The following is a 26,871-nucleotide window of genomic DNA, read 5'->3' on the forward strand; positions in this document are numbered from 1 at the left end:
CGCCAACGCCTACCTCCTGCGTGCGGCAAAGGTGTAGATTCAGGCAGGCGGCGACTGCATCAGCACCCATTCACGCGACGCAAGCGGAGGAACCGATGTGCTACTCGGCCCAGATTCAGGCGGACTATCGCAAGTTCGTGCGCATGTTCGGCGCGACCCTGAGCATTCGCGAATTCGCCCGGCTTTTCTTCGAGCGGGCCGAAGGCGCGAGAGCCAAGCTGCCCAAGGCCATGGAGGATGCGTTCGCCGACCCGCAGACAGACGCGGAGCGCGAAATCCGGGCCTCGATCGAGCGCTTCAATGCGCAGGAGACCGCGCGGCTCGAGCAGGACCTCTTCACACACCGTGCGCGGCTCGCGCAAGCAGAGCGGTCGCTGCAAGGCAAGGTCACGAAGAAAGCGGCCGAGAGCCGGCGCATTGCCAGTGAAAAGATTCAATGGACGCTTGGGCGGCTCGACGACCTGCGCCGCACTGAAGCGCAAGCGCGAGACTCGCGCATCTTTCCCGGACACTACGCGCCCGTGATGGTGATCGAAAACGGTGCGCGTGTGGTCAAACCCATGCGCTACCAGTGCCGCATTGCGGGCAAGCCCGCCTCGCACGACGCCCGCTATCCGGGCACGTACAACGCTCGCCGCGACAGTCTCGAAGGTTTCTGGAAGCCGCTGTTCGGCTATTCGCACGGCGTACTGGTCGTCAATGCCTTCTACGAAAACGTGAGCCGGGCGAAGATGGAGGGGCGCGTGCTGGCCGGGGGCGAGGAGGACGAAAACGTCGTGCTCGAATTTCGCCCCGAGCCGCCTCAGGACATGCTCGTCGCCTGCCTGTGGTCGCACTGGTCGGCGCCGGGCGAGCCGGACCTGCTGTCGTTTGCGGTCATCACGGATGACCCTCCGCCGGAGGTCGCCGCAGCCGGCCACGACCGTTGCCTCGTTCCCATCAAGCGTGAAAATCTGGATGCGTGGCTCAATCCTGATTCCAGCAATCTCGCCGCATTACATGCCATTCTCGAAGACCGTGACAGGCCTTATTACGAACACCGGCTGGCTGCATGACGACCCAGGGCGGCTTTGCGTAGCGCGTGACGGTTGAGGCAAAAACCCGTGCATTGGCAGGGCGCCGCAAGCCCAGGAAATGCACCGTACGCCAGTGCAGCACAAGCTGAATTAGGGACTGACGATGCTTCGTGACAGCATGGTCTGCAGGTCCACCAACGGTATCGCAGTCGCCGTGACGGCGACCGATTCCGATTTCGGCAGCAGCCCGGCGAGCGCCGCAGCTCCGGTCGCGCACAGAGCAAGGAGACAAAGCGCGCCGATGAAGGCGATGCCGGCTTTATACGTTGGCTTCGTGCTATGCGAATGTGGGAAATGCCGCATCATGGCTGTCTCCTGGTGACGCAGCCAACGTTTGCAACTACCGTGCCGACCACGGGAGATGGATGCCGATGCCTGCAAAGCCTTGCGGTACGGGCATTGAACGGCCGCGCGCGAGCGCGATAGCCGGGCTATGTGGGGTGTGTCCGAACAGATCACTGCCCCGTGGCTGTTCAATGCCAACACTCATCGGGTGCGCTGGTGTTGCGCTAGACTCGCTGACGAGCTTGAACAAGCGGAAGGAGACCTGGATGATACGCAAGACGCTCAATGCCTCGCAGCTCCAGCAGGAGGTCAGCCGGCGAATTCAGAAACTGCCGGAAATCATGGAGGACGGTGTGAAGATCCGTGTGCCGCGGCCGCAGTTGCAGGAAGCCGATAAAACCGGCTGCAACTGGAGCATGACCGACTTCGGCAACGCGGTCGGGTTCGAACGCGACATCGAGCGCGTGCTCACGGTCGTGCGCGCCGAATACAATCTGGCGACCGAAGCGAAGCGCAGCGGCAATCCGTTTGAGGACTGACCGCCGCCGCTCCGCGCAAGCGACTGCCTGGGCGCATCAGTTTTTCAGATCGTCGGGCACCTTGCCGCCATTCTCCGCGAGCTTCTGCATTACCTGCTTGTGCAGCCACATGTTCATCGCGGCGGAGTCTTCCGTGTTGCCGGTGTAATGCAGTTCGGACGCGAGTTCCTTACGCGCCGTGAGGCTGCTGTCCAGACCCAGCAGTTTCATCAGGTCGACAATAGACGTACGCCAGTTCAATTTCTCGCCGCTGCTCTCCTGCATTTTCGTCAGCACCGCTTCGACGTCGACCGCGGGCATTGGCGTGACGGGCGGCTGCGAACTGCCGGCTGCGGTGGTGGAGGGCGTGGTGGGCGCGCCCGCGGGCGCGCTCGCGCTGCCCGGCGCGGCGGTGGCCGGGGCAGCCGCGCCGGCTGTCGAGCCGGAGCCTGTGCTGGCCGGATGATCATGCGGGAAAATCTTGTTCAGAATGCTTGAAAAAATGCTCATATGTCGCTCCTCGTTGGCGTCGGCCAATGCGGCCGGCGTTTAGGGTGTGCAATGCATGTGCCTGTGCCTCGGGCCCTTTGGCCTTTGCCCTTTGCCCGGAGCCCTGAGCCCGGGGCTTGGAGCCCGGAGCTTGGCAAGGAAGATCGCCCGGGCGCATACGTATTCGCTGGTCAGATGTTTTCCTCACGAGCGCGAAAAAAGAATCGTCATCCTAACTAACTGATGCAACTCTTGCTGCGGCACAGTGTTTGCTCGACCTTGTCCACTCAACGGAAAGAGAGGGAGGTTCAAATGGCCGAGTCTTATCAATCCACCAGTTCCGCCTCGGATGCCGCGCGCGAAGAAAGCCTCGCGGGCAGGCCCAACGGCAGCGAAGAACTGCGTGCGCGCAGCGCGATGAAGTTGTCGGAGCTGAAGGACAAGCTTGCCGGGGCGCAGGATGTGGTCAAGACGAAATACCGCGTCGTGTCGGAATCGACCGATGATTTCGTTCACGACAGCCCATGGAAAGCGGTGACGATGGCACTGATCGGCGGGCTCATCATCGGTATGCTGGCCGCTCGCTAGCGGGCGCTGCGCCGGCTGAAGACAAGCGTTTTGCTTCGGCCTGGTTCGATCCACGCCACCGCATGGCGATGCGGGGGCGTGGATACTCAGACGCCGGCTATGCCTGAGTGGCGCGAATCGCGTGATTCGCGCCAGCGTCCACTTGCCTCAGTGCTCGCTTGGCCGGATTGCGGGATCTTCCTCGACGACGTCGCGCGTCGCGGACCAATACGGCTGCCGGTTGTAGTAGCTATAGGTCGATTCGCCCCACGCCGGATCGGCCATCGATGGCCAGTGATCCTTGTCGAAGCCCGGGTCGTCCTTCAGCCGCTGCGCCGTGATGTCGACGAAGAAGCACTTCTGGTCTGTGTCCAGCGTCAGCGCACTCCACGGAATGGCGTGCAGATTCGCCCCCATCCCGAGAAAGCCGCCTTCCGAGAGCACGGCATAAGCGATGCGTCCGTTGCGAACGTCGAGCATGATGTCGGAAATCTTGCCGACATGTTCACCGTCCGAAGACATCACCGTGGTTCCGTCGAGCGTCGCCGCGGCCATGACTTCCGGTCCCGGACCTTCGCCGACACCGCCGCCGACAATCTTCGCTCCGCCTCGAGTAGCGCCTTGCGGGTTGATTGAGCCCATCTTTCACCTCCTTGAACGAAAAGGGTGCGTCTTCAGGTGCGCATACGCTGTGCCCGCCGCGCGCCGAGCGGTGACGACACGCGTGGAGAGGGTCCGGCGCGAAGCAACTAGACGCGGCGATAGAGCGGGTTGAAGAGTGCGGTGAAAGAACGGGGCAAGCGCGAGGTAAGGAGTGCAGGTGACAGCTGGTAGGGCGGGCGAAGAGGCAAGCTGGTGAAGAGGCGAGGGGCGAAGAGGCGAAGAGGCGAAGAGGCGAAGAGGCGAAGAGGCGAAGAGGCGAAGAGGCGAAGAGGCGAAGAGGCGAAGAGGCGAAGAGGCGAAGTTGGCAAAGCTGGCAAAGCACCGGTGAAAAGCCAGCTACGGCCGGCAGGATCCCCGGCTCCGTAAAGCCTCCCTAACGCGAAATAAGCGCGACCGTGGCCATGCCGAGCACCGTCATCAGCAGGCTTGCGCCGACGTGAATGGCGACTTCACCTGCGGCCCAGCCGAGGCGGCCCTCCTGCAGATGCTGCACGACTTCCGCGGAAAATGTGGAGAAGGTGGACAGTCCGCCCATCATGCCGGTGATCACGAAGAGCCGCCATTCCGGCGCGATCTGCGGCGCGCGGGCAAAGCCGGCAACCGCCACCCCAATCACATAGCCGGCAATCACATTGGCGGCAAACGTACCGAGCGGCAACGACGGAAACAGTGCGTTCAGACGAAGGCCGAGAAACCAGCGAATCAGCGAGCCGAGCCCGCCGCCGATAGCGACCGCGAATATGGACCAATACATGAGTGAGATCCGGCGGAAACCGGGCCAACAAGCCGGGCTGAGCGGGCAGACGCGATGCCGCTTCCGGACAGATCGGGGAAGCAGGCATTATCAGCACGAGGCGGTTAATGGGTGAATTGCGTCAAAGGCGCTGCTGGCAAAGCCGACGGCGCCACTGCGGAGCGCGATCCGCAGCGCGCAAGTCTAGCATTCACGGCTCCATGGGGACAGGTCAGCATGAGCCGCATAGCGGATTTTGCGCAGGCACCAGACACGCGACAGGAACCCCGAACCCCGGCACCCGCCCCTCAGCCCAGGCTCTCCCGCTCCGGCGTCGCCGAAATCTTGTGAATCGACAGGTCGGCGCCGTTGTATTCGTCTTCCTGATCGAGCCGCAAGCCCACGGTCAGGCGGATTGCGCCGTACACGAGCGCGCCGCCGAGCGTGGCCACGACGATCCCGCCAAGCGTGCCGAGCACCTGCGCGCCGAACGACACGCCGCCCATGCCGCCGAGCACGCGCAAGCCGAAAATGCCTGCAGCGATCCCGCCCCACGCTCCGCACAGACCGTGCAGCGGCCAGACGCCGAGCACGTCGTCGATACGCCAGCGGTTCTGCACGCAGGTGAACATGTAGACGAACAGCACGCCCGCAATGCCGCCCGTCACGAGTGCGCCGAGCGGGTGCATCAGGTCGGACCCGGCGCACACCGCCACCAGCCCGGCGAGCGGGCCGTTGTACGTGAAGCCGGGATCGTTGCGTCCCGCAAGCCAGGCGGTCAGCGTGCCGCCGACCATCGCCATCAGAGAATTGACGGCGACGAGGCCGCTGATCTTGTCGACGCTTTGTGCGCTCATCACGTTAAAGCCGAACCAGCCGACCGCCAGCACCCATGCGCCGAGCGCGAGAAAGGGGATATTGGAAGGCGGATGCGCGGCGATGCCGCCATCGCGGTGATAGCGGCCGTGGCGTGCGCCGAGCAGCAGCACCGCGGGCAGTGCGACCCAGCCGCCAAACGCATGCACGACGACCGAGCCCGCGAAGTCGTGGAAGGGCGCACCAAAGGTCTGCGCGATCCACGCCTGCACGCCGAAGCGCTCGTTCCACGCAATGCCTTCGAAAAACGGATACACGAAGCCGACCAGCACGAAGGTTGCGAAAAGCTGCGGATTGAACTTCGAGCGTTCAGCGATGCCCCCCGAGACGATCGCGGGAATCGCGGCCGCGAACGTCAGCAGGAAAAAGAAGCGCACGAGCGCATAGCCGTTGTGCGCCGCGAGCGTGCCGGCGTTGTCGAAGAACTGCACGCCGTACGCGATCGTGTAGCCGATAAAGAAATACGCGATCGTCGAGACTGAGAAGTCCACCAGAATCTTGACCAGCGCGTTCACCTGGTTCTTCTTGCGCACGGTGCCCAGTTCGAGAAATGCGAATCCCGCATGCATGGCGAGCACCATCGCGGCCCCGAGCAGAAGAAAGAGCGTATCCGTGCCGGTTTTCAAGCTTTCCATCGATTGTTTCCGCTTATGCCAAAAAAGCCGGCATAGAACGCAAGAAGCGGGCCAAAACGGTGCTGAAAGCTCGATGGAAGTGCGGGACCGCACCGTAATGGGTTTGAAGAAGGCGGCTAGTCCGGGGCATGCCTCGTTTGCGCACCGTCGCGATTCATTCAAGGCACAATAAAAGTGCAGAAACGTCCCAACCTGGTTCGTGTGATCCACGATGGGTCAAAAGTTTTCGCCCGCCTTACGGGCGGGCGACCCGCAGACGGGCCCGACGTGACGGCCTGCGGCAGTGGCGCGAGCCGGGCAACCGGCTGGCGGCCGCACACCCTCGTCATGGCGCGACCCTTTGTTTCTACAGCAAACGCCGACATAATGTCCCGTCCCGGGCACGACTGCCGGCCCCTCTCTCCAATGCGCGCATGCGACTCACCACTAAAGGCCTGCTGCTGATCGCGATTCCGGCGGTCTTTGAACTGGCGCTTCTGTCCGGACTGGTGAAGGCGCAGTCCGATGCAGCCGAAGCCGAGCGCCGGGCGGTGCATGGCCAGGAGGTGCTGCGCCAGACCACCTCGATCCTCGATCCCGTGCTAGGGGAATCGGTCGCGCTGCGCGGCGCGGTGCTGGCCGACGACAACCGCTTCATCACGCCGCTGTCGGTGTGGGTCGACGTCGACCGGCGCATCGACCAACTGGCGGAACTCGTGTCGGATAGCCCGGCCCAGGTCGAGCGCGTCGTGCAGGTGCGTCAGTCGGTGCAGGCCTACCGGCAGTGGTCCGACCGCATCCAGGACCTGCTGCGCTCGGGGCGCCACGACGACATCGTCAAGCGCTTTAACGAACTCGCCCAAACCGACGTGCTCGACCGGTTTCGCCAGCAGGTGGCCGCCTTCCAGGCGGAAGAGCGGCGTCTCGAAACGCAACGCGCCAATGCCGCCGACGCCGCGCGCGAGCGGCAGCAGATGCTGGTCGTCGCGGCGGTGGTGGGTTCACTGCTGTTCGTGGCGCTGGCCGTGTGGCTATTCATGCGCGGCCTGCGCGGACGGCTCGCTCTGCTGTCGGACAATGCCGGGCGCCTTGCCGACAACGAGCCGCTCGCGCCGGTCGGCTCGATCGGCTCGGGGCACGACGAGATCGCGCGGCTCGACCGGACCTTGCATGAGACGAGCCGGCGCCTGCTCGAAGCGGAGCGCATCCAGGCGCGCTTCCAGGCGGATCTTGCGCGCCGCGCGGACGAGCTTTCGCGCATCAACGAGACGCTGCGGCAGCAGACGCAGGAAAACGAGATGTTCATTTACAGCGTGTCGCACGATTTGCGCGTGCCGCTGGTCAATCTGCAAGGCTTTTCGAAGGAACTGATCCGCGCCTGCGACGAACTGCGCGCGGTTGTCGGCAGTTCGTCCATCGACGAGCAGACGCGGCAGCGCATCGCCCGCGTGGTGGACGAGGACATCGGCGAGGCGCTGCATTATCTGCAGACGGCGGTGCTGCGCGCGTCGCACATCATTGACGCATTGTTGCGGCTCTCGCGCATTGGCCGTGTGGAATACCGGCATCAGAAAGTCGAGGTGCGCGACATCGTGCCGCGCGTGGTCGACGCCATGCAAGGATCGATTCGCGCCCGGCGGGCCCAGGTACAGGTGGGCGACTTGCCCGCTGTATGGGGCGATCCGACCGCGCTCGAACAGGTGTTCGCGAATCTGATCGGCAATGCGGTCAACTACCTGGACCCGACGCGCGAAGGCCGGATCGAAATCGGCACCACGCCAGCGCCGCCGGGCGTACAGTCGTTGCGGATTTTTTACGTGCGCGACAACGGGCTGGGTATTCCGAGCATCGCATTGCCGCGGCTATTCAACGCGTTTCAGAGACTGCACGGCACGGCGGCTGCGGGCGAAGGCATCGGGCTTGCGCTCGTGCGGCGCGTGGTCGAGCGGCACGGCGGGCGGGTGTGGGCCGAATCGGTGGAAGGCACGGGCACGACGTTTTATCTGTCGCTGCCCGAGGCGGGCGCCCGTTCATCGGCCATGAATGAAGCTGACGCGCGGCACGCACGTGAAGCGCGTGAAGCACGCGGAGCGAACGAAGCGGCGGCGGGCGTGGCTTCTCTTGCAGCCAACGATCAGGCAATGGACAATCCGGGCAATCTCCGGACGGGACGGTGAGGGCGGCTGAGAGGTCAGGTAGGTCAGGCAGGGTCAGCAGGACCGAGCGGCAATGAGCCGCAACGAGCCGCGTCAGACCAGATCGAGCAGCGCCGGACAGCGCCGCTCAGCAGGAAGCAAAGAGACGCCGCGACTTCAACAACCGCTGGCCGCGAATTGACCAGTAGCAACCACATGCCAGCAGAACGGCCACGAGGACCAGCACTTGGGCAGGCGTGGGCCGCAGGCCGAGCAGCCCGTCGAGCGCGAAAACGCAGCGCGCGACGATCAGCAACGCAGCCCACACCGCGCAGGCGGCTTGCACCAGCAGGCGCGTGGCGGCGATGCGCCGCGCGCGGTTTTCGCGGCCCCAGCCGGCCGGTGTGCGTGCGCAGCGAAAGGCGATTGCCGTCAATGTGACGGCGAGAATAACGATCCAGTCGATCAGTTCCATCGAAAAGCGCTCCCAAGTCAGCCCGTGACTATAGGAAGGCCCTCCGGCGTGAACCATAGGACGACTCTCAAATGCCGCGCGCGCCGGCCCTGGCCGCGCGCGGCATTTGCACTGGCTCAAAGTTCGATGCGCGTACCCAGCACAACGAGGAACTGACGCAGCCATTCGGGATGAGCGGGCCAGGCTGGCGCAGTGACGAAATTGCCGTCCGTGATTGCGGCGTCGACGGGAATGTCCGCGTACTCGCCGCCGGCCAGTTTCACTTCCGGCGCGCAGGCCGGATAGGCGGAAATGCGCTTGCCGCGGATCACGTCGGCGGCGGCGAGCAACTGCGCGGCGTGACAGATGGCCGCGATCGGTTTGCCGGCTTCGGCGAACTGCCGCACGATCTCGATTACCTTCGGATTGAGCCGCAGATACTCGGGCGCACGCCCGCCGGCGATGGCGAGCGCATCGTACTGACGCGGATCGGCATCGTCGAACGATGCATTCAGCGCGAACAGATGCCCGGGTTTCTCGGTATAGGTCTGATCGCCCTCGAAATCATGAATCGCCGTCTTGATCCGCTCACCTGCTTTCTTGTCGGGACACACCGCGTCGACCACGTGTCCGACTGCCTGCAGCGCCTGAAATGGCACCATCGTTTCGTAATCCTCCGCGAAATCGCCGGTCAGAAACAGAATCTTTTTTGCCGCCATCGTATGTCTCCGGTTGAACAAGGGAACACTGCGAACGCTCATTGCGTGCGGCCAGTCTACCGCACATGTTTTGACAGAAGCGCGACTGCACGCGGCGCGGCGGCCTCGTCGATCTATCGGGCATGAAGCCGTTGCGCGGCAGCCAGCGGCAACAGCGTATGATGAGCGCGTTTTCGTCAGCAAGGCCGCGTTGCGCGGTCCAAACACACACATGACTTCATCTATTCTCGCACCGATGCTGCGCCGTGCCGCCGTGGTTGTGTTGGTATTCGGCGGCCTCGCGGCCTGTCAGAAGAACGACGCGTCGGCGGGGCAGGTTGCCGGCAAGCTCAACGACGCGGCGCAGGCTGCGGCCCAGAAGCTCGATCAGGCAGCGAGCTACGTCGGCAAGAAGGTCGACGAGACCAGCTCGGCCGCACAGAAGAACATCGAATCCGCTTCGGCGCCGTCTGTCACGATCAATCCGGATGCGCTTGCCTCCAGCGCGCAGGCAAACCTGCAAAACGCCACCAGCGCGGCTCAGGCGCAACTCGGCAAAGCCGCGTCACTGACCGGCCAGAGCCTCGAAAACGCGGGCCGCAAGCTGCAGCAATGGTCGGCGCAAAGCACGGCTTCGTCCACGAGCGCGGCCGCTTCGTCGTCCGGATCGAGCTACGGCGGCGATGCCCAAAAACAGATGGACAAGTGAGACGCGCATGGGTCGGTCCGCTGGCTTGCACCAGGTCAGGGTCTGCGCAGCACAAGGATGCATGCGCCGCCGTTTGACAGCCTGCTTAAATGTAATTACGATGGTTACACATTGTCGTTGCAGGGCGAGTCACCGTGAACACCAGTAGCCGATTTGCATTCGCGGTGCACGTGTTGGCGCTGCTGTCGTTGCAGGAGGGCACGCCGCTTTCGTCGGAAATGATCGCGGGCAGCGTGAACACGAATCCCGCGCTGATCCGGCGGCTTTTAACCATGCTTGCCGAGGCCGGCTTAACCACCTCGCAACTCGGCGCGGGCGGCGGCGCCATGCTTGCGCGCGCACCCGAGCAGATTTCGCTACTCGACGTGTACCGCGCAGTGGACGACGCGCAGTTGTTCGCGCTGCATCGCGAGGAGCCGAATCCGGCGTGCATGGTGGGGCGCAACATTCAGGTCGTGCTGCGGGGAGTCATCGACGAAGCGCAGCAGGCTATGGAGGCCTCGCTCGCGCAGCGCACGCTGGCTGACGCGACGGCGGATCTGCACCGCGTCGAGCGCGCGAGGGAGCGCAAACGGCGACCGCACGTGTGAAAGACGTTTTGGCAAAGAAGCCGCCTGCTTCGTTTCAATGGAGCGGCGGCAATCAGTATCTTGCAACGATGCACGGGGCCCACGCCCTTTTTTTTGTGAATATATGTAATCGTGGTAGTTACATATTAAATACTTACCGGAGTAGTCAAATGAGCAAACAGTTGAAGATCGCATTGTTCGGCGCGACCGGCATGATCGGCTCGCAAATCGCGGCAGAAGCGGCCCGTCGCGGGCATCAGGTGACGGCGCTCGTGCGCAACCCCGCGCGTGTGCCCGCGGGCGAGCCGAACCTGAAGGCAGCGCAGGCCGATCTTCTCGATGCCGCCAGCGTCGGCGCGGCGGTGCGCGGTCACGACGTCGTGGCAAGCGCCTACGCGCCCCCGCATGACGATGTCGGCGTGCTCGAGAAGGCCACGCGCGCGCTTGTCGAAGGCGTGCGGGCGGCGGGCTTGAAGCGGCTGGCGGTGGTCGGCGGCGCGGGCTCGCTCGAAGTCGCGCCGGGCAAACAGCTCGTCGATACGGAAGATTTTCCGCAAGCCTACAAGGCCGTCGCGCTCGCTCATCGCGATGCGCTCGGCTATTACCGCGGCGTCGCCGATCTCGACTGGACGTTCTTTTCACCGGCGGCAATCATTGCGCCCGGCGAACGCACCGGCACGTTCCGCACCGGCACGAACTCGCTCATCGCCGACGCGCAGGGCAACAGCCGCATTTCCGCCGAAGACTACGCAATTGCCTTCGTCGACGAACTGGAGCAGGGCCGTTTCATTCGGCAAATCGCTACTGTCGCGTATTGACGGCGGCCGGTTCGCGGCGCGGATCGCAGCAGCCGCGCCGCGCGATGCAGCAGGCTCGGCGGCTTGCATCGCGCGGACCGCACACGTGAATTCATGCAAGCGCCCTAACAATCCGTTACGCATGTCAGGTTGCCGGCGCGCAAACAGAAGCTACACTGGCGGCTCCCGTTTTCTCACGGATTGCCATGCAGTCATGCCCGTCGCGGCGTGAAATCGAGGCTGCGCCGTCAAACGGCGGGCCAGATTCGATTCACGCTGCATTTCTTCGTCTTTTCGCTCACATCGGATGGTTGCTGTGTGGCGGCGGCCGCGCGTGCGCGCCGGGCGCGCGCCCGTTCGGCGGCTCTCTGGCCGGAATCTGCGTTGCGCTGGTGGTACTCGCGGCCGGCGCCTGCGTGCCCCTCGGCGCGCAGGCCGCGGGCAGCGGCGCCGGCGACGCCAGCACCAGCAGCGGCACCAGCACACCGGTCATTCCGGCGCTGCAAAGTCTGATCAATAGCGCGACTGTCGCGCCCGCCTCGCGGGCCTCAGGCGCGTCGGCCGCGGACGCCGCGTCGGCGCCGTCGCCCGCGAGTCAGGCCGAGATCGCCCGTTCGCTCGACAGCGTGATCGCCACACTCGACAACGACCGCCAGCGCACCGCGCTCGTCGCCCAACTGAAGAAACTGCGCGACGTCTCGCGAACCGTCGGTCCGCTCGCGCCTGTGCCTGCGCAGCCGAGCCCCGGCCTGCTCGGCGCGATTGCGTCTGGCATTGCGTCGTTCGAATCGGATGTGCATGAGGGCCGCACGCCGGTGCGCTACTGGGGCGGGCGCTTCAACGCCGCAGGCAACGAGCTTTACACGATCATCTCGGGTCAGGGCCACGAGAGCCTCGGCCGCATTCTGCTGTCGATGTTCGCGATGCTGGCCGGTTGGGGCGCATGCGCGGCCGCGTTGATCTATCTGCAGCACCGGCTGTACCGGCGGCTAGGCATTGTGATTGGGCTCAACCCCAATCCGACCACCCGCGAGCTGCTGGTCTTCGCGTTGCGGCGCGTGGGTCCGTGGATCATCGCGTTCGTCGCCGCGCTGCTGTTCGTGCGCGCCATGCCCGATGCGCTCGGCCGCACGCTCGGCATGGTGGTCGCCTATGCGATTGTCGCGGGCGCGGTGTTCTCGGCCATTTGCCTGATCATGTTTTCGCTGTTCGGCTCCGGGCACCGGCGCGTCGCGGTGCGCCTGCTCATCGATCACGCGCGGCGCCTGCTGTTCGCGGTCGGCGTGTTCGGCGCGCTCGGCGACGCCGCCGTCAATTACGATGTCGCGCATCAGCTTGGCACCAACCTGGCCGCGCTCATTTCGACGGCCTGCAACATGACGGCCGCGGTGCTCGCCGGCTACTTCGCGCTCGCGTTCCGCAGGCCGGTCGCGCATCTGATCCGCAACCGGCCCTACGAGCAGCGCAACGATCACAAGGCCGCGACGGACGCCTTTGAGGTACTCGCGGCGCTCTGGCACCTGCCGGTTCTGGTGCTGGCGACGGCCTCCGTGGTCGCCACGCTCGGCGGCTCCGGCACCAGCGAGAACGTGCTGCAGATCTCGGTGGTGACCGCGCTGCTGCTGGTGCTCGCGTTTTTCCTCTCGGCGATCGTGTTGCGCATGACGCGGCCGCGCAGTCCGCGCGCGCGGCGCCGCTCGCCGTATCTGACGCGCCTGCTGCGCTTTTGCGGCACCTTGCTGACGCTTTTCATCTGGCTGTTTTTCTTCGAACTGGCGGCGCGTTTGTGGGGCGTGTCGCTGGCGGCGGTGGTCGAGGAAAATGTCGCGGCGCGCGGTATCGCGCATGCTGTGACGGCGATCGTGGCCACCGTGTTCATTGCGTGGCTACTGTGGATTCTCGTCGACACCGCCATCACCGAGGCGCTCAATCCCGGCAGCGCGCGCAACAAGTCGCGCAACCCGAGCACGCGGGCGCGCACCATGTTGCCGCTCGTTCGCAACGTGCTGCTCGTCAGCATCATGACGATCGCGGGCATCGTCACGGCGGCGAATCTGGGCATCAACGTGACGCCGCTGCTTGCCGGCGCTGGCGTGATCGGCCTGGCCATCGGCTTTGGCGCACAGTCGCTCGTGACCGACCTGATCACGGGGCTTTTCATCATCATCGAAGACACCATCTCGGTGGGCGACTGGATCGACGTGGACGGCGGCCATGCGGGCACCGTCGAGCAGCTGTCGATCCGCACGGTGCGGCTGCGCGACGGTCAGGGCGCGATCCACGCCATTCCGTTCTCGCAGATCAAGATCGTCAAGAACCTGTCGCGCGACTTCGCCTACGCCGTGTTCGAAGTGCGCATGTCGTTTTCAACCGACGTCGATCAGATCACGCAGATGATTCGCGAAGTCGGCGCCGACCTGATGGCCGACTTCCGTTACCGGCGTGAAATGCTCGGCCCGATCGAAGTGTGGGGCCTCGACCGTTTCGATCCGAACTGGATGGTGGTCAAAGGGCAGATCAAGACGCGGCCGCTGCAGCAGTGGAGCGTGGCGCGGGCGTTCAATCTGCGGCTCAAGCGCAAAATGGACGAAGCGGGCATCGAAATTCCGGTGCCGCAGATGCGCTTGTTTACGTCGTCGAAGGACAGCGAGGGACAGCCCTGGCACGGCGAAGACATGCCGGACCCCGCCGCGCCCGCACAGGGCCACGAACCCGACCATGCGCACCCGCACGTGGATAAAGCGCTGCCGATACGCGGCGCGCATGCGCCTGGCGTCGTGGCTCGCGACGTGTCGCATGAACCGCGGCCCGCGCCTGCGGCCACTGCGCAGACCGCGCCGATTCCGCCGCAGGTTCCGACTGCGGGCGAGGGCAAGAGCTGATCGTTCGGCGAGGGCAAGAGCTGACTGTTCCGGCGCGGAACAGGCGGTGAATAGCGAAGGCGCGAAGTTCGGCGCCTGCTTGCGCCTGCCTGCCACCTTGCGTGTTATGCACACCCTGTGCTCAAACGAACGCGGGCGCGACGCGCACCACGTCGTTTACATGGGTGCCAATGTGCGCGCCAGGCACGCCGTAGATGTGCAACGACACGGCGGGTGCATCGCTGCAATTTCCCAGCCGATGAATGCTGCCGCGGCCGCTCCTCACGAACGATACCGCGCCGGGCTTGCGCGCGAGGCTGCGTGCGACGCTCGCGCACTCCTGCGAGTCGTCCCATTCGAAAACCGTTTCGTTCAACGTGCCCTCTATCACCGCGTAGCCGCACCACGTGTGATGCGCATGCACGGGGCTCGCCTGATGCGGTAGCCAGACCAGCGCGGCGATCGCATAGCGGCCTTGCGGATCGGCAGCCAGCAGATGACGGCGGTAGTTTTCGACTGAGCCTTCGCGCTGGGCGGGCGTGAGCAGCGCGGCGTCGGCAGCAGCTTCCTGGAGCGCAATGCGCATGCTGCGCGCGAAGTAGCTCGAATGCGAAGGCTCGGGCAAATGGGCGCAGGCTCCGAACATCGCGTCGAGCGCGTTGCACAGACGATCCAGGGGCAAGTGGCGGCCCGATCTCGACGGTGCTTCGTGCGTAGCGCAAGCGTGCGCAAACGAGCGGGGTGCGCGGGCGGAGGAGTGCGGGTTGTGATCCACGGTGGTTTGAAGGGCAAGGACTGCCGGGTTTTTAGGTCCGAAAGTTATACCGTTTTGTCCGGAGAAAGAGTTTCCATATAATTCCCCTGTCAATTCGAAAAGTAGAATAATTTGCTAAAGGGGTGAGACGATGGGAATGGATATCATCGACCGCAAGTTGCTCGAGCTGTTGCAGGAAGACGCCACCATGCCGATAGCGGAACTGGCGCAGCGCGTGAATCTTTCGCAAACGCCATGCTGGAAGCGGCTGCAGCGTCTGAAGGAGACCGGAGTGATCCGCGCGCAAGTGGCGCTCTGCGACGCGCGCAAGCTGGGAGTGGGCACCACGGTGTTTGTCGCCGTGCGTACCAATCAGCACACGCAGGCGTGGGCGCAGACTTTTACCCAGGCGGTGCAGGACATTCCCGAAGTGGTCGAGGTCTACCGGATGAGCGGCGAGACGGATTACCTGCTGCGCGTGGTGGTGTCCGACATCGACGACTATGACCGCGTGTACAAGCTGTTGATCGCGGCCGTGCCGCTGTACGACGTGAGTTCGAGCTTCGCGATGGAGCAGATCAAGTATTCGACGGCACTGCCGGTTCGCTATAGCGTGTGAGCGTCCATGCGCCGACACCGCGCATCGCTGCGGACTGCAAGGCGAGTGCAAGGCGTCCCGGCGTAGAATGCCGCCTTCTCCGCTATCTTCCGCGATTGCCTCGCGGTCCGAGCCGTCTCATGAACAAACCGCCGCGCAAGAAGAACCCGACCTTGGGCATCGCCGTATTCATTGTGGTCGCGGTGCTATTGGTGATCGCCACGCTGTTCTACAACGCGATCAAGGAAAAGCGCGAGTTCGACAGCGAGAACGCACCGGCCGCCTCGATTTCATCCGGCGCGGCCGCCGCCACGGCGACGAGCGCGGCGGCTACGGCCGCCAAACCTGCAAGCGGCACTGCCCAGTAGGCCGGTTAGCGTCAACGTGCATGCCCGCGGGTGCGCTGGCGCGGGGCAGGAGGCCGAAGGCACGCGGGCAAGGCGCAAGGTTTGGGACGCGCGACCCACGAGGCGCCACCCAAGCGGCGCAGCCAACGGGCCGCAATACATGGGCCGCAGCGCAAGAGGTGCAGTGCATGGGCCGCAGCGCACCAGGGGCAACGCATGAGCCGTAAGGCACGAGGCGCAAGCAAGCGGCGCGGAACATAGGCCTCAGCGCATCAGGCGCAACACATGGGCCACAAGGCACGAGGCGCAACGCAAGCGGCGCGGCACATAGGCCACCGCTCATGAGCCGCAACGCATGACGAACCCTGTATCACCACCCCCGCCCGTGCGCTGCACGCGCGCGAGCCACTTCACTGATCGGGCAGGCGAATCACGCTCGCGTCCTTGCGAATGAGCGCCGCCGCGGCAAGCATCTGTTTGCATTGATGGGCAAGCAGCTTGATGTCGTGCACCGCATCCGCGGAATAGTCCGGCGATTTTTCCGCATCGACCACCATCGTGTCGAGCTCGCGAGTGAGCACCTTGATCCGTTCGGCCTGGTCGGCGGGCGGCGCCGTACCTGCCTCGGCTTGCGTCAGATTGTCGCGCACGTGGCTTAGCGCCCGCTGTAGCGGCTGCAGCGACACACTGTCGGCCTGTTGCGCGGATGTGCGCAGAAGAGGCGCAGCCGCCGTGATCTGCGAGGCGAGCACGTGGCTGCGCACGAGCAACCCGTTGAGCTCGGGCACGAACTTCTGCGCTGACTTCGGTTCGAGCATCATCCGCTGAAAGGCCTGACCGAGGTTCGCGAACGCTACGTGCACATTCTTGCGCGCGAGGCGGTAACGATAGTCGCGATCGAGCGCCGTCGCGGCCGCAGCGGCTGCGGCGGACGCGCCGGCGACAGGCTTTGCTGCCGTCGGATTGCTGATCGCCGTCACAGCGGTGGCGGCGAGCGTGTTTTCCGCGGCGCTCGCCGCCGGGCTTGCGGCTGCATTTGCCGCTGCATTTGCCCCTGCACCTGCACCCGCCGCGCCCATCGGCCTGTTCGCCGCAGCCAACGCAGGCTTGCCCAACTCGACCGCGGCATCCGCCATAGCTGCGAGCGGCGCCCGCGCGCCCGCCTCGGTCACCGTAGCGACCACAGCGGCGGCCGGTTTGCCGCTCCACCACCAGCTCGCTTCGAGGAACTGCCGCGTCGCGCTGATCACGTTGTTGACGAGCTTACCCATCAAGCGATATTCCCAGTACGGGAACAGGTGGCTCGCGGCAATCGCGATCGCGCAGCCCACCACGGTGTCGATCGCGCGCTCGCCGATAATCCGCATGCTGCCGGGCGCGAGCAGATGGAACATCAGCAGCACATACGAGGATGTGAACACCACGCTCGCGGTGTAGTTAAAGAGCAGCAGGCTGTAGCTCATCACCATCGACGCGAACATCACCACCAGCAGAATGTGCGGTTCCTTTACGAAGATCATCAGCGCGATGCTCGCCGCACAGCCAATCAGCGTGCCCACGATCCGCTGGCCGTTGCGCTGCTTGGTGAGCGAATAGCCGGGCTTCAGAATGATGACCGTGGTCATCACGATCCAGTATGCGTTCGTGAGCGGCAGCAGGCGGCCGAGCCAGAAGCCGACCGCCACGGCGATCGTCACGCGCAACGCGTGGCGGAAGCTCGGCGAGGCCATCGTCAGATTCGAGAAAATCTGGCCGAACGGCACGCGGCGGCTCGAGACGAAGCGGTTCAGCGCCTGGTCGAGGCGCAGTTCGGTTTCGGTGTTGCGCGGATCGCCCGAGAGGCTCCTGCGCATCTTGTCGATCAGACGCGTGGCGCTCCAGATGCGGCGGAACGTGGACGACACCGCCGAATAGGCCTCGGGATTCTTCGCCGGCAATTCCTGCTTGCGCATGACTTCGATCTCGAACTCAATTGCGCGCAGTTCGGCTTTCACGTTCACGCGTGTGCGCGGCGCGTGGTTCTGCAGTACCGCGAGTCCGATTTCCTCCAGGTCCGCGGCGGCCTTGCGGATCAGGTCGCGATAGAACACCAGCAGGTCCGTGCCGCCGAAGGTGTTGCGCACGAGCGGGTAGTCGGTATGCGCGCCCACGAACAACTCGTGCAGATCCACGGTGTTGATGAACAGGTTGAACAGCATTGCGCGCCGCGGCTCGAGCTTGCCGCTTTTCAGCTTCGGCAGATTGCGCAGCACGATGTCGCGCGCTGCGTCCTGCCTCTCCACCGCGGCGATCTGCTTGTCGACGAGATTGCGGTAGCACTCGTCGAGGTCGTTGTCGAGGTCGTAAAAAGCGGCGCGCGCGAGCAGATAGTCGGCGCACGCAAAGACGCTTTCAGCGAGCGCCTGCTGCTCGATGCGATGCATCATCCAGCGACTCACGGCAGTGGACCAGTACGTGTACCAGAGACCGCCGACGAGAATCCACGACGCATTGACGAGCGCCTGCACCGGAGTGAAATGCTCCTCCAGCGTCATGATCATCATGAAGAGCGTGGCGAAACTGATCTGCGGCCAGCGGTTGCCGTACACCACGATCAGCGAGAGCAGGAACGTGAGCGGCACCACGGTGCACCACAGCGCCACCGGGTTCACGGTGGCGAGGCCGGTGGCGAGCGCGGCCAGAAAACCGATCACCGAGCACGCCAGCATCTCGTTGTGCTTGTACTTCAGCGGGCCGGGCATGTCGACGACGCATGCGCCGAGCGCGCCCGTCGCGATCGTGAAGCCGAGCTCGCGATTGTTGAACACGATCAGGCACAGCACCGCTGGTAGGGACACGCCGACCGCGATGCGCAGGCCGCCATAAAAATACTGGCTGTAGACGAATTTTTTTATTTCGACTGAGTAGCGCATCGACTGCCTGGTTTTATTCACTGACAAAAGCCGTGGAAGGCACAAGCTCGCGGACAGCCGCAAAACTGCCGACGAGTCTAACTGATTTTGTGTCTGATCTGACCTCGTCCATTCGGCCAGGTTCTGCGCGACGAGCGGCTTTGTTATGCTGTCGCTTCAATGTCTGCCGCGGCCCGCGCGTTTGTCGCGAACGCGGCAAAGCCACGCCGCCTTGCCGGGACCCATGCTTCAGATCTTCTATTCGAACCGTTATGAAACGCTTGTCGGGGCACTGCTCGACGATCTCGGGCAAGCGCCGTCCGACCCATGGACCGCGCAGCCCGTGATCGTCCCGAGCGCAGCCGTGCGGCGGCGGCTCGAACTGGACATCGCCGCGCGCCAGGGCATCTGCGCGAACGTCGGCTTCGGTTATCTCGCGCAATGGCTGTGGGCGCAGATCGGCGGCGTGATCGAAGTGCCGCGCCATTCGCCGTTCGCGCCGGACCGGCTCGTGTGGCGTTGTTACCGGCTGCTGGGCAGCGAAGACCCGGCATTGCCGTGGAATGCGTCGCCGCGTCTTCGCACGTATCTGGACGCGGCCGATCCGTCCATGCGTTATGAACTCGCGCGCCGCGTCGCCACGGTGCTCGACCACTATCTGACCTATCGCCCCGAATGGCTGCTGCAATGGCAAAAGGGTGGTTCGATTTTCGCGAGCGGCGCTGCCGATGACACGGGTCCGCGCCTCATCGGCGCAAGCGAGGCCGCGCGTGAGGACGAACGCTGGCAGGCGGCGTTGTGGCGCGCCGTGCTCACAGAACTCGCCGGCGACGCACGAACGCCCGCGGCCGCGCTGCCGCCTGCCTACCGGTTTCTCGACGAGATCGTCACGCTCGACCTCGATGCGATTGCAAACGCGAACTGGCCCGAAGCGGTGAGCGTGTTCGCGCTGCCCACCATGCCGCCGTTGCATATTGCCTTGCTGCGTGCGTTGTCGCGTTGGGTGGACGTGCGTCTGTACGTGATGAATCCGTGCCGCGAATTCTGGTTCGACGTGGTGAGCGAAGGCCGCAAGGAAGCGCTCGACGCAGCCGGTCAGCTCGATTATCAGGAAGTGGGTCATCCGCTGCTTGCCGAATGGGGCCGTCAAACGCAGGCGCAGCTGCACATGCTGCATGAACTCACCGAAAGCGCGGCCTCGCGCGAGACCGGCGACTTCACTGAAAATCCCGAACCCAGCTGGCTGGCCGCCGTGCAGAACGGCATTCTCGATTTGCGTTCTGAAACGCAGACGGACGAATTGCCTTGTGAGCACGGCATTGAAGTTCATGTGTGCCACAGCCTGTCGCGTCAGCTGGAAGTGCTGCACGATCGATTGCTTGGGTGGTTCGACGAATTCGACGACCTGCAGCCGTCCGACGTGCTGGTCGCGGTATCCGATCTGGCTGCGGCCGGTCCGCTGATCGACGCGGTGTTCGGCACGACGCCGGCCGGCGACACGCGCCGCATACCGTACCGGATTACCGGCTTGCCGCCTTCGCAGGCCAATCCGGTTGCGCGTCTGTTGCTCGACTGGCTCGCGCTGCCCGAGCGCAGCGTCGGCGCGCCGGATCTGATCGAGTGGCTGCGCGTCGACGCGGTCGCGGTGCGTTACGGCATCGACGCTGGTTCGCTCGAAGCGGCGCAGGAATGGCTGGCGGCGGCCGGCGCGCGGCGCGGGCTGGCGCCGCAAGAGCCGAGCGGCGAACACGTGCCGGTGCCGCGCCACACGCTCGCCGATGCGCTCACCCGTTTGTACCTGGGCTATGCGATGCCCGATGGCGGCGAGCCGGTGGATGCCTGGCTGCCGGTCGCGGGGGCGGATGGCTCTGACGCGGAACTGCTCGGCCGTCTGTCGCGTTTCGTCGACGACATCGACACCTTCGCGAGCCGTTGCGCGAGCGAACAGACACCTGGGCAGTGGACCCAGTTGCTGCTCGAAACGCTCGCGCAGTGTTTCGACGGCGGCGTGGAGTTCGCGGAGTCGCTTGCCGCGCTGCGCGACGCGATCGACAAGATGAGCGACGCTATGCAGGCCGGCGCGCGCGAAGTCACGATGCCCGCAGCAGTGGTGCGCGGCGCGCTTGCAGAGGCGCTCGACGATCCCGCGCGCGGCGGCGTGCCTTGGGGCAGCGTGACCTTCTCGTCGCTCACCAGTCTGCGGGGCTTGCCCTACCGCGTTGTCTGTCTGCTCGGCATGGGCGACGGCGTGCTGCCGAGCCTCGCGCGTGCCGACGAGTTCGACCTGATGGCCGCCTTCGGCAAGGCCGGCGACAGACAGCGCCGCGACGACGAGCGCAATCTCTTTCTCGATCTGCTGCTTGCCGCACGCAGCCGTCTTTTTATCGCTTATACGGGGCGCAGCATTCGCGACAATGCGCCATTGCCGCCGGCTGCGCTCGTCGACGAGCTGCTCGATTATCTGGCGCAGGTGTCGGCGGGCGAGGGTGCGAGTCCCGCGCAGGTCGACGAGGCGCGCCGCGCGTTCATTGTCGATCATCCGCTGCAGGCGTTCGCATCCGAGTATTTCGCGGCGCAACCCGAGCTTTTCACGTACGACGCCGATCGCGCCGAGCTCGCCACCTTGCTGGCCGCGCCGCCGCAGAAAAGCGCCGCGCCGTTCTTCGACGAGCCGCTCCCGCCGGAAGAGGCGGCGCCCGTCGCGTTCGACGATTTCGTGCGCTTCTGGCGTCATCCGGCGCGCGCGCTGCTGCGCGATCGCCTAGGCATTGTGTTGTCGGACGCGCAAGGCGAGTTGCTCGACACGGAGCCGTTCGAACTGGACTATGCGGGGCGAGATGCATTGGCCGAGCGTCTGTTGCCGGTGCTGCTCGATACGGACAGCGAAGACGGCGAGCTCGTGTTCGAGCGCGTGCGGCGCGTGGCCGAGGCGAGTCCCGAATTGCCTGGCGGTGCAACCGGCGCCGTGTGGCGCGCGCGCGAACTGGGCGCGTTGCGGCAACTGGCCGACAGCGTGCGCCGCGAGGTGGAGTTGGGTGTGGAGCGACTGCCGTTCGTGCTGGAGGTCGTGCCGCGCTGGCCCGCTCGCGCCGAGCTGGCGGGCGAGCTCTTCGGCCGCCACGACGAAGCGCTTCGCGAAGCTGCACAAGCGCCGCTGCAACTGCACGGCACGTTGAATCTGCTGACGGGAAGCGGACAAGTGATCTTTCGCTATGCCAAACCCACCGCGCGCGACTACCTCTCTGCCTGGCTTGCGCATCTCGCCTATTGCGCGGCGCTGCCGGATGGTCCGCGCCGCACGGTCTGGCATGGCAGCGGCGAGAGCTTTGAGCTCGCGCCGGTTGCAGCACCGCTTGACGAACTCGCGCCGCTCGTCGCGCTTTTCAACGCAGGGCGCAGACTGCCGCTGCGCTTCTTCCCGAAAAGCGCGTGGGCCAAGGTGAGCGAGAGCGACTCGGCGGCGCAGGGGGTATGGATCAACGACCGCGTGCGCGGCGAGTCGGACGACCCGGCTTTGCGCATTGCGCTGCGAGGCACGCCCCTTACGCTCGAAGAACCGTTCGGCAGTCTCGCGTCCATTGTATTCAAGCCGTTGCTGCAGCATCTGCGGAGCGCCTCATGAGCGCGTTGCATCGTCATGCGCCGGTCGCCGAAGAGCTCGACGTCTTCGCGTGTTCGCTCGAGGGCGTCAATCAGATCGAGGCGTCGGCGGGAACCGGCAAGACCTGGAACATCTGTGCGCTCTACGTGCGCCTGCTACTCGAAAAGAATCTGAAGGCCGATCAGATTCTCGTCGTAACTTTCACGAAGGCCGCGACCGCAGAACTGCACGAGCGCATTCGCGGGCGTCTTGCCGAGCTGCACCGCGCAATCGAAATGGACGACGACGGCGGCGATCCGTTCATCCGCCGGCTGTTCGAAACGACGCTTGCACCAGAGCGCGGCGTCGACCGCGAGGCTGCGCTGAAGGTCGTGCGCCGCGCGCTGCGCACCTTCGACCAGGCGGCGATCCACACGATCCACGCGTTCTGCCAGCGCGCGCTGCAGGAGGCGCCCTTCGCGGCCGCCATGCCGTTCGCGTTCGAAATGGAAGCCGACGACGCCGCGTTGCGCTTCGAAATGGCGGCCGATTTCTGGCGCGAGCAGATCGAGCCGGTCGCGCACGCGCATCCTGCTTTTGCCGCGTGGCTGGTGGCGAGGCGCGCAGGCCCCGCGTCGCTGGACGAACAGCTTGCGCGACGTTTGAAGAAGCCGTTGGCCCAATTGCGCTGGGGAACCGCGGGCGCCGAGGCGGGCGCCGATCCGCAAGCCAGTTTCGACGCTGCGTGCGAGCTGTGGCACGCGGAGCGCGATGCGATTGTGAGCCTGCTCGCCGACGCGCAGGACCGCTTGAGCAAGACCTCTCACAAGCCCGATCACGTGAGCGCCGCGATTGCCGCGTGGACCGAGTATTTCGCGCAAGGCGATTGCCATGCGCCGCCGCCGCGCGCCGCCCTCAAGCTGACGGCTTCGGCGCTGAAGAAGGCCACGCGGGTCAAGTTCGATCCGCCCGAGCATGCGTTCTTCGAACACGCCGAAGCGCTCGCCGCAGCCGTCGTCGCGGCAGAAGCGGCGCAGCGCGCGCGCTGGCTTGGCCTGGTGCAGATCTGGCTCGACTATGCGCCTGCCGAACTGGTGGCGCGCAAGCGTACGCGTCGCGTCGTTTCGTTCGACGATCTGCTGTCGAACCTGTATCGGGCTCTTGCCGCGCACCCGTGGTTGGCCGAGGCATTGCGCGCACGTTATCCGGCCGCCCTGATCGACGAGTTCCAGGATACAGATCCGCTGCAGTTCGCGATCTTCAGCCGCATTTTCGCGCCGGCAGGGCCGCTCTTTCTGGTGGGCGACCCGAAGCAGGCCATTTACAGTTTTCGCGCGGCCGATCTGCATACCTATCTGGCCGCGCGCGAGTCGGCGTCGGCGCGTTATACGCTCGCCGTCAATCAGCGTTCGACGGCGCCCATCGTCGAAGCTTGCAATCGCATTTTCGAAGCGAATCCGCAGGCCTTCGTGCTGCAGGGGCTCGACTATCAGCCGGTGCGCGCGGGCGAACGCCGCAGGCCGCCTTTCTCCGATCCCCATGCTGGCGAGGGCGACTTCCGCATCTGGCTATTGCCGCCCGGCGAGCGCGCGCTGACCAAGCGCGAGGCACAGCGCGAAGCGAGCGAAGCGTGCGCGGCCGAGATCGTGCGGCTGTTGCGCGGCGCGCGGGAGGGCACCGTGGCGATCGGCGACGCGCCGCTCGCGCCCGGCAATATCGCGGTCCTCGTGCAAACGCACAAGCAGGGCAGTCTGATCAAACGGGTGCTGGCGGCGTGGGGCGTCGGCAGTGTGGAGCTGGCGCAGGCCTCGGTATTTGCAACGCCGGACGCGGAGCAGATCGAGCGCGTGCTCGCCGCTGTCGACACGCCGGGCGACCTGCGCCGTCTGCGCGCTGCGCTTGCAACGGACTGGCTCGGACTCGACGCCGCCGCGCTCTGGCGTCTCGAACAGGTTGCCGACGCGCCCGCTGTCGCCAACGACCCCGCGCATGCCGCCGACGCAATGGGCTGGGTCGAGCGCTTCTCGCGCTATCGCACGCTCTGGCACGAGCGCGGCTTTGCCGTGATGTGGCGCACGCTGATGCGCGAACTGCGCGTCGCGCAACGGCTCGTCGCCGCGCCGGACGGCGAGCGGCGTCTGACCAACGTCAATCATCTTGCCGAACTCGTGCAGGCGCGCGCAGCTACGCAGCCGGGCATTGCGCCGACCTTGCGCTGGCTCGCCGCGCAACGCGCCCAGGGCGGCGGCGAAGAAGCGCAGTTGCGGCTCGAGTCCGACCGCAACCTCGTGCAGATCGTCACTGTGCACAAGTCGAAGGGACTCGAATATGCGGTCGTGTTCTGTCCGTTTCTCAACGACGGCGGGTTGCGCGAGCCGCCTTCGTCGGGTTTGCCGGACGCACGCGAGTATCACGACGACGGCGGCGGTGCAGTGCTGCACTACGGCTGCGACGACGAGGAGGCGGAGCGCGCGGCCCGTCACGCCGCGCGCGAGCAGGCGGCCGAACGGGCGCGGCTCGTCTATGTCGCGCTCACGCGCGCGGTGTACCGGTGTTATCTGGTCGCGGGCACCTATCTGTCGTCGCGCTCGACGAAGGAATCGCGACGCAGCGTATTGAACTGGCTGGTGGCCGGCAGTGGCCATGAGTTCGACGGCTGGCTCGCCGAGCCGCCGGACGAAGCAGCGTTGTCGGCGCGCTGGCAGGCGCTCGCGGGCGGACCCATTGCTTTGCAGCCGCTGCCAAAGGTGGAGCGACGCGTGCCGCTCGAGAGCATGCTGGAAAGCGGCGTGCACAAACGCGCCCGCGCGAGTCGCCGGGCCTTGCGCGATCAGTGGCGCATGGCGAGTTTTAGCGGGCTGATCGCCGCGGGCAACAAGGCCGAAGAAGCTCAGACGCCGCTCGAAGAAGTGCGCCCGGATCACGACGAACTGGCCGATGCGCTAGCGGCGACGCCGCTGCTGATGCCCGCGTCTGCGGTCCAGACTTCGTCGCTTGCCCCAGACGACATTCTCGGGTTCCCGCGCGGAGCCGCTGCTGGCGAGTGCCTGCATCGGATGTTCGAACTTGCAGACTTCAGCAATCCTGAGAGCTGGCCAGAAGCGATTCGCGGTGCGTTGCGCGAGCGCCCCGCACCGGCGTCGCCCGAGCTTGCCGTGCATCTGCCGGCGATGATGCACAAGCTGCTGGCAGACGTGGTCGACACGGAGCTCGTGGCCGGCATGAAGCTTCGGCAGCTGGATCCGCGGCGGCGTCTGAACGAACTGGAGTTTCTGTTCGCCGCTCCAGCGCTCGACTTTGCCGCGCTGCGCGAGTTGCTGGTTGGCCACGGATATCCGGACGTGGCGCTGGAGCCGGGCATGCTGCGGGGTTTCGTCAAGGGATTCGTCGACATGATCGTCGAGCATGACGGGCGTTTCTGGATCGTCGACTGGAAGTCGAACCATCTAGGCGATACGGCGCAAGATTACGCCGCCGCGCCGCTCGAAGCGGCAATGGCGAGTCACGCCTATCATCTGCAGGCGCTGCTTTATACGGTGGCTCTGCATCGCTACCTGAAAACGCGGGTGCGCGATTATTCCTACGAGACGCATATTGGCGGATATCTGTATCTTTTCGTGCGCGGCGTGCGTCCGCAATGGCGCGACGCCCAGGGCCCGGCCGGCGTGCATGTGAGACGGCCCGCGTTCGAGCTCGTCGCATTGCTCGACGCGGCGATGATCGGGGGCGGCGTATGAGCACGTTCGACCAGGGTCCAGCCGGGCCGCTGCTGCTGGAGGATATCGGCGTCAATCTGCCCGCGCCGGCCGATTTCAGCATTGCGCTCGCGGAGGGTTTCGCGCGCCGCATCGGCGCGTTGGCGCGACGCGGCGGAGCCTCGGGCGAGGCGGTGAAATGGGCGGCGCGCGCGGCTTTCGCGGCAAGCCGCGCGACAGCCGAAGGGCACGTATGCGTGCCGCTCGGGGCGCTCGCGCATCGCTTCGAGGCGTCTGTTGCCGAGGTGCGCGCGGCGCTGTTCGCGAGCGGCATGGCGAGCGATGGGGCGCGCGCCACGGCGGCGCTGCGGCCGCTCGTGATCGATGGGCAGGGCCGCTTGTATCTCGCCCGTTACTATGATTTCGAGCGGCGTCTGGCAAGGGCGCTGGTCGGACATGCGGGAGCCGAAGCCGAGGCCAATGCCGACGGCAACCTTGGCGGCAGAGCGGGCGCCGGTATCAGCGGCGACGCCGACGCCAACCCGGCCGCTGGTGCCAACGCGACCGCCGACGCAAACTCGACGACCTGCGCCAATTCGGCCACCGACGCCAATTCGGCCGCCGACGCCAATTCGGCCACCAACGCCAATTCGGCCACCGACGCCAATGCCACCGACGCCAATTCGGCCGCCGACGCCAATTCGGCCACCAACGCCAATTCGGCCACCAACGCCAATTCGGCCACCAACGCCAATTCGGCCACCAACGCCAACTCGACGACCTGCGCCAATTCGGCCGCCAACGCAAGTTCGACCACCAGCGCCAATTCGACCGCCCGCGCCAATTCGACCGCCGACGCCAATTCGACCGCCGACGCCAATTCGACGACCGGCGCCAACTCGACCGCCAACACCAACGCCACACAAACCCTGCACCAGCGGCTACTACGTTACTTCGGCCCT

Annotated in this window: 21 protein-coding genes and 1 pseudogene; 13 read left to right on the forward strand and 9 right to left on the reverse strand. The window is 65.3% G+C overall.

Features of this window, described 5'->3' with window-relative positions; genetic code table 11:
* The first annotated feature begins 95 nt into the window (after window positions 1-95).
* The gene (locus F757_RS0115900) at window positions 96-1,055 is read left to right on the forward strand and encodes an SOS response-associated peptidase family protein (RefSeq protein WP_027212258.1); all 960 of its coding nucleotides are present in this window, start codon (window positions 96-98) and stop codon (window positions 1,053-1,055) included.
* A 111-nt stretch (window positions 1,056-1,166) separates the two neighbouring features.
* Here F757_RS0115900 and F757_RS0115905 read toward each other — a convergent pair whose 3' ends face one another.
* Window positions 1,167-1,382 carry a hypothetical protein gene (locus F757_RS0115905; protein ID WP_027212259.1) on the reverse strand — a complete coding sequence of 72 codons (216 nt, stop codon included), beginning with the start codon at window positions 1,380-1,382 and terminating at the stop codon, window positions 1,167-1,169.
* Between the two features lie 245 nt (window positions 1,383-1,627).
* Here F757_RS0115905 and F757_RS0115910 point away from each other — a divergent pair, with 245 nt between their 5' ends.
* The gene (locus F757_RS0115910; protein WP_027212260.1) at window positions 1,628-1,900 is read left to right on the forward strand and encodes a hypothetical protein; all 273 of its coding nucleotides are present in this window, start codon (window positions 1,628-1,630) and stop codon (window positions 1,898-1,900) included.
* 36 nt (window positions 1,901-1,936) lie between these two features.
* Here the strand turns inward: F757_RS0115910 and F757_RS0115915 are convergent, their stop codons facing one another.
* Window positions 1,937-2,389: a DUF3597 domain-containing protein gene (locus F757_RS0115915; RefSeq protein ID WP_027212261.1), complete on the reverse strand. Its 453-nt coding sequence runs from the start codon at window positions 2,387-2,389 to the stop codon at window positions 1,937-1,939.
* Window positions 2,390-2,611: 222 nt separating this feature from the next.
* Between F757_RS0115915 and F757_RS0115920 the strand changes: the two genes are divergently transcribed.
* Window positions 2,612-2,956 (forward strand): DUF883 family protein, encoded by a 345-nt coding sequence (locus F757_RS0115920; protein ID WP_232221416.1) that lies wholly within the window; start codon window positions 2,612-2,614, stop codon window positions 2,954-2,956.
* A gap of 147 nt (window positions 2,957-3,103) precedes the next feature.
* Here F757_RS0115920 and F757_RS0115925 read toward each other — a convergent pair whose 3' ends face one another.
* The 3 genes from F757_RS0115925 to F757_RS0115935 all read right to left on the reverse strand — a co-directional run bounded on the left by F757_RS0115925 (window position 3,104) and on the right by F757_RS0115935 (window position 5,842).
* The gene (locus tag F757_RS0115925) at window positions 3,104-3,577 is read right to left on the reverse strand and encodes a PRC-barrel domain-containing protein (protein WP_027212262.1); all 474 of its coding nucleotides are present in this window, start codon (window positions 3,575-3,577) and stop codon (window positions 3,104-3,106) included.
* A 394-nt stretch (window positions 3,578-3,971) separates the two neighbouring features.
* On the reverse strand, window positions 3,972-4,352 hold the full coding sequence (gene crcB / locus F757_RS0115930; protein WP_027212263.1) for a fluoride efflux transporter CrcB: 381 nt from the start codon (window positions 4,350-4,352) through the stop codon (window positions 3,972-3,974).
* Window positions 4,353-4,639: 287 nt separating this feature from the next.
* On the reverse strand, window positions 4,640-5,842 hold the full coding sequence (locus F757_RS0115935; RefSeq protein WP_027212264.1) for an ammonium transporter: 1,203 nt from the start codon (window positions 5,840-5,842) through the stop codon (window positions 4,640-4,642).
* Window positions 5,843-6,255: 413 nt separating this feature from the next.
* Between F757_RS0115935 and F757_RS0115940 the strand changes: the two genes are divergently transcribed.
* Window positions 6,256-7,998, forward strand: a complete 1,743-nt coding sequence (locus F757_RS0115940; protein WP_027212265.1) for a sensor histidine kinase — start codon at window positions 6,256-6,258, stop codon at window positions 7,996-7,998.
* A 106-nt stretch (window positions 7,999-8,104) separates the two neighbouring features.
* Here the strand turns inward: F757_RS0115940 and F757_RS0115945 are convergent, their stop codons facing one another.
* A complete protein-coding gene (locus F757_RS0115945; protein ID WP_027212266.1) occupies window positions 8,105-8,431 on the reverse strand; it encodes a hypothetical protein in 327 nt (108 codons plus the stop codon).
* Window positions 8,432-8,547: 116 nt separating this feature from the next.
* A complete protein-coding gene (locus F757_RS0115950) occupies window positions 8,548-9,129 on the reverse strand; it encodes a DJ-1/PfpI family protein (protein WP_027212267.1) in 582 nt (193 codons plus the stop codon).
* A gap of 211 nt (window positions 9,130-9,340) precedes the next feature.
* Here F757_RS0115950 and F757_RS0115955 point away from each other — a divergent pair, with 211 nt between their 5' ends.
* The 4 genes from F757_RS0115955 (at window position 9,341) to F757_RS0115970 (ending at window position 14,065) form a co-directional block, all read left to right on the forward strand.
* Window positions 9,341-9,817, forward strand: coding sequence for a hypothetical protein (locus tag F757_RS0115955; RefSeq protein ID WP_027212268.1), 477 nt, complete (start codon window positions 9,341-9,343; stop codon window positions 9,815-9,817).
* A gap of 134 nt (window positions 9,818-9,951) precedes the next feature.
* A complete protein-coding gene (locus F757_RS0115960) occupies window positions 9,952-10,407 on the forward strand; it encodes an Rrf2 family transcriptional regulator (protein WP_027212269.1) in 456 nt (151 codons plus the stop codon).
* A gap of 149 nt (window positions 10,408-10,556) precedes the next feature.
* The gene (locus F757_RS0115965; RefSeq protein ID WP_027212270.1) at window positions 10,557-11,204 is read left to right on the forward strand and encodes an NAD(P)-dependent oxidoreductase; all 648 of its coding nucleotides are present in this window, start codon (window positions 10,557-10,559) and stop codon (window positions 11,202-11,204) included.
* Window positions 11,205-11,389: 185 nt separating this feature from the next.
* Entirely contained in the window at window positions 11,390-14,065 is a 2,676-nt protein-coding gene (locus F757_RS0115970) for a mechanosensitive ion channel family protein (RefSeq protein ID WP_027212271.1), read from the forward strand.
* A gap of 121 nt (window positions 14,066-14,186) precedes the next feature.
* Here the strand turns inward: F757_RS0115970 and F757_RS0115975 are convergent, their stop codons facing one another.
* Entirely contained in the window at window positions 14,187-14,690 is a 504-nt protein-coding gene (locus F757_RS0115975; protein WP_051376796.1) for a cysteine dioxygenase family protein, read from the reverse strand.
* Window positions 14,691-14,949: 259 nt separating this feature from the next.
* On the opposite strand from F757_RS0115975, the gene F757_RS0115980 reads away from it, so the two are divergent.
* Window positions 14,950-15,417 (forward strand): Lrp/AsnC family transcriptional regulator, encoded by a 468-nt coding sequence (locus tag F757_RS0115980; RefSeq protein WP_027212273.1) that lies wholly within the window; start codon window positions 14,950-14,952, stop codon window positions 15,415-15,417.
* A gap of 119 nt (window positions 15,418-15,536) precedes the next feature.
* Complete coding sequence (locus F757_RS0115985; protein ID WP_027212274.1) at window positions 15,537-15,764, forward strand: hypothetical protein; 228 nt, start codon at window positions 15,537-15,539, stop codon at window positions 15,762-15,764.
* 389 nt (window positions 15,765-16,153) lie between these two features.
* Here F757_RS0115985 and F757_RS0115990 read toward each other — a convergent pair whose 3' ends face one another.
* Complete coding sequence (locus F757_RS0115990) at window positions 16,154-18,655, reverse strand: FUSC family protein (RefSeq protein WP_027212275.1); 2,502 nt, start codon at window positions 18,653-18,655, stop codon at window positions 16,154-16,156.
* 223 nt (window positions 18,656-18,878) lie between these two features.
* Between F757_RS0115990 and recC the strand changes: the two genes are divergently transcribed.
* The 3 genes and pseudogenes from recC to F757_RS36610 form a co-directional block, all read left to right on the forward strand.
* Entirely contained in the window at window positions 18,879-22,256 is a 3,378-nt protein-coding gene (gene recC, locus F757_RS0115995; RefSeq protein ID WP_027212276.1) for an exodeoxyribonuclease V subunit gamma, read from the forward strand.
* Complete coding sequence (recB, locus tag F757_RS0116000; protein ID WP_027212277.1) at window positions 22,253-25,951, forward strand: exodeoxyribonuclease V subunit beta; 3,699 nt, start codon at window positions 22,253-22,255, stop codon at window positions 25,949-25,951. Before recC ends, recB begins: the two co-directional genes overlap by 4 nt.
* Window positions 25,948-26,871, forward strand: a pseudogene (locus F757_RS36610) (hypothetical protein); the annotation flags it as partial. The gene recB and the pseudogene F757_RS36610, both read left to right, overlap by 4 nt.

Origin of the sequence: Burkholderia sp. WSM2232, assembly GCF_000472545.1 — a bacterium.
Classification (GTDB): Bacteria; Pseudomonadota; Gammaproteobacteria; order Burkholderiales; family Burkholderiaceae; genus Paraburkholderia.